The sequence below is a fragment of the Saccharicrinis sp. 156 genome (assembly GCF_050589685.1).
Classification (GTDB): Bacteria; Bacteroidota; Bacteroidia; order Bacteroidales; family Marinilabiliaceae; genus Saccharicrinis.
Window position 1 is genome coordinate 1 of sequence record NZ_JBNGOS010000096.1, and the last position, 2,431, is coordinate 2,431.

3 protein-coding genes are annotated in these 2,431 nt (G+C 44.1%); all 3 read left to right on the forward strand.

Annotation, left to right across the window (positions count from 1 at the left end; genetic code table 11):
• The first annotated feature begins 58 nt into the window (after positions 1-58).
• Positions 59-385, forward strand: a complete 327-nt coding sequence (gene tnpA, locus ACRD64_RS25155; protein WP_430937386.1) for an IS66 family insertion sequence element accessory protein TnpA — start codon at positions 59-61, stop codon at positions 383-385.
• Between the two features lie 3 nt (positions 386-388).
• Positions 389-754, forward strand: coding sequence for an IS66 family insertion sequence element accessory protein TnpB (gene tnpB, locus ACRD64_RS25160; RefSeq protein WP_430937388.1), 366 nt, complete (start codon positions 389-391; stop codon positions 752-754).
• A gap of 102 nt (positions 755-856) precedes the next feature.
• Positions 857-2,362 (forward strand): IS66 family transposase, encoded by a 1,506-nt coding sequence (gene tnpC / locus ACRD64_RS25165; RefSeq protein WP_430937390.1) that lies wholly within the window; start codon positions 857-859, stop codon positions 2,360-2,362.
• The last annotated feature ends 69 nt before the right edge of the window (positions 2,363-2,431 follow it).

The window sequence follows — 2,431 nt, forward strand, 5'->3', positions numbered from 1 at the left end:
GTATCCGCACGGCTAACCCGGTCTTCTATAAGAGATTTCAAGAGGATATATTTGTTGCATGAAAAAATCAAGAAGGCATACAGCCAAAGAGATGTTTGCTCATTATGAAGCCTGGCAGCAAGGAGATGCACCGCAAAAACAATATTGTAAAGAACATGGATTAGCTTATTCAACATTTCATGCGTGGGGCAAGAGGCTCAAAGAAAAAAGTAAATCTCAAGTTAAACCTGGTTCGGGTTTTATTCCTGTAAATATCAAATCAGTTCCAGAACCCGAACAAAAAGAACCGGTAAACCAACTTTGCTTATTATTTCCCAACGGTATCCAGTTGCTGTGCCCGGAAACCATTAGCCCTGAGTTTTTGAAAAACCTGATAAACCTATAAACTATGTTCGCGCTCTCGACAGAAAACATATTTCACCTTTACAGCCAGCCCACGGATATGCGCAAAAGCTTTGATGCGTTGTCGGGACTGATCCGCAATCATCTGGACTGCAATCCCCTGAACGGTGACGTTTTTATCTTTATTAATAAGTGTCGCGATAAGATTAAGTTGCTGCATTGGCAGGGCTCCGGGTTCTTGCTTTATTACAAGCGTCTGGAGAAAGGAACATTTGAGCTTCCCAGGTATGACGCTTCGGTCGGGAGCATCACTCTGAGCTATGCCCAAATTGTAATGGTCGTGGACGGTTTGTCAATTAAAAACCTGCAACAGAGAAAACGATACTCTCGCCCCGAACCACCTGTAAAATAAGGCATTTCAACAAAAATACTTATCAAACCTGAACTTTAAATTTGTTGATAACAACAGTTGCTTTTTCTTTGCCTGCCACTTGTGTTTCAGTAATTTTGAAGCATGTCAAAGGAACTGGAAAACAAGGCTTCCGAGCTTGAAAAAGAAAACAAAAAGCTGAGGGAACTCATCAACTCCATGGAGTCAAAGATGAGCCGGATGCAGTTCCAGATTGACCAGATGAACCGCTTGCTTTATGGAGCTAAACGTGAACGGTTCGTTCACGATACCGATGATAAGCAGCTTTCTTTACCTTTTGATGTGCCCGAGGAAGAGGCCCCGGAAAAAGAGCAGGAAACAATAACCTATGTGCGCTCGAAAGAAAAGAAGAAAGAGCACCCAGGGCGCTTGCCTTTGCCATCGCACTTACCAGTAGAAGAAATTGTATTGGAACCGGAGGAGGACACTTCCGGGATGAAATGTATTGGCAAAGAGGTGACCGACCAACTGGAGCTGGTTCCTGCCAAGTTGTACATCAAGCGTTATATCCGCCCCAAATACATCAAGCCAATAGACGATAACAATATCGATCACAAAGGCGTAATAGCGGAACTCCCTGTTTTTCCAATCGAAAAAGGTATCGCCGGCCCCGGTCTGCTAGCCCAGGTCATCGTCGACAAGTTTGTGGACCACCTGCCTGTTTACCGGCAAATCGAGCGTTTCAAAAGAGAGGACATAAAACTTTCTTCATCTACACTCAACGGTTGGCAAGAAAGTATCAGCAATTTACTTGAGCCACTATACGATGTTTTAAAGCACAGGGTGCTCTCGCAAGGTTATATACAGGCCGATGAAACCCCAATTCCCGTTCTGGACAAACAGAAGAAAGGGAAAACGCACCGGGGATATTATTGGATCTATCACAGCCCTTTAGAAAAAATGGTGTTCTTCGATTATAACACCGGAAGATCCAGGGAAGGCCCGAAAAAACTTCTCGAAAACTTCAAAGGCTATCTTCAGACCGATGGCTACCAAGTATATGATCTGATTGCAGCAAAGAACCCGGATGTTACTCTGGTCAATTGCATGGCCCACGCACGCCGATATTTTGAGAAAGCCTTACCATATGATAAAAAGCAAGCAGAATATGCCATGGGCATGTTCCAGAAACTCTATAGCGTAGAGCGAAAAGCCAGGGAACAGGGCATGCTCCCAACAGAACGCCATGCCCTTAGGCTCGATGAATCGTTGCCACTGATGAACGAACTGGGGAAATGGATGGTGGAAACCTATAAATCTGCCAATCCCAAATCTCCGTTAGGCACGGCTACCGCATATTGCATCGAACGTTGGGACAATTTACTGGCTTACCTTAACGATGGTAATTTGGAAATAGATAATAATCTTGCCGAAAATGCCATACGTCCAATCACGCTTGGAAGAAAAAATTACCTGTTTGCAGGATCCAACCGGGGCGCAGAAAGGGCAGCTATGTTCTATTCGTTCTTTGCCACATGCAAAAAGAACAATGTAAATCCCTTTGAATGGCTGAAAAAGGTGCTCGAAATAATCCCAACCTACAAGGTAAACAGACTTGCCGACCTTTTGCCGCAAAACTTGGAGCTGTAAATCCCCAACAGTAAACAAATATCGTACATCTCCGATAAAAATCTATGACCTACTTGGTAGTGGGGATAC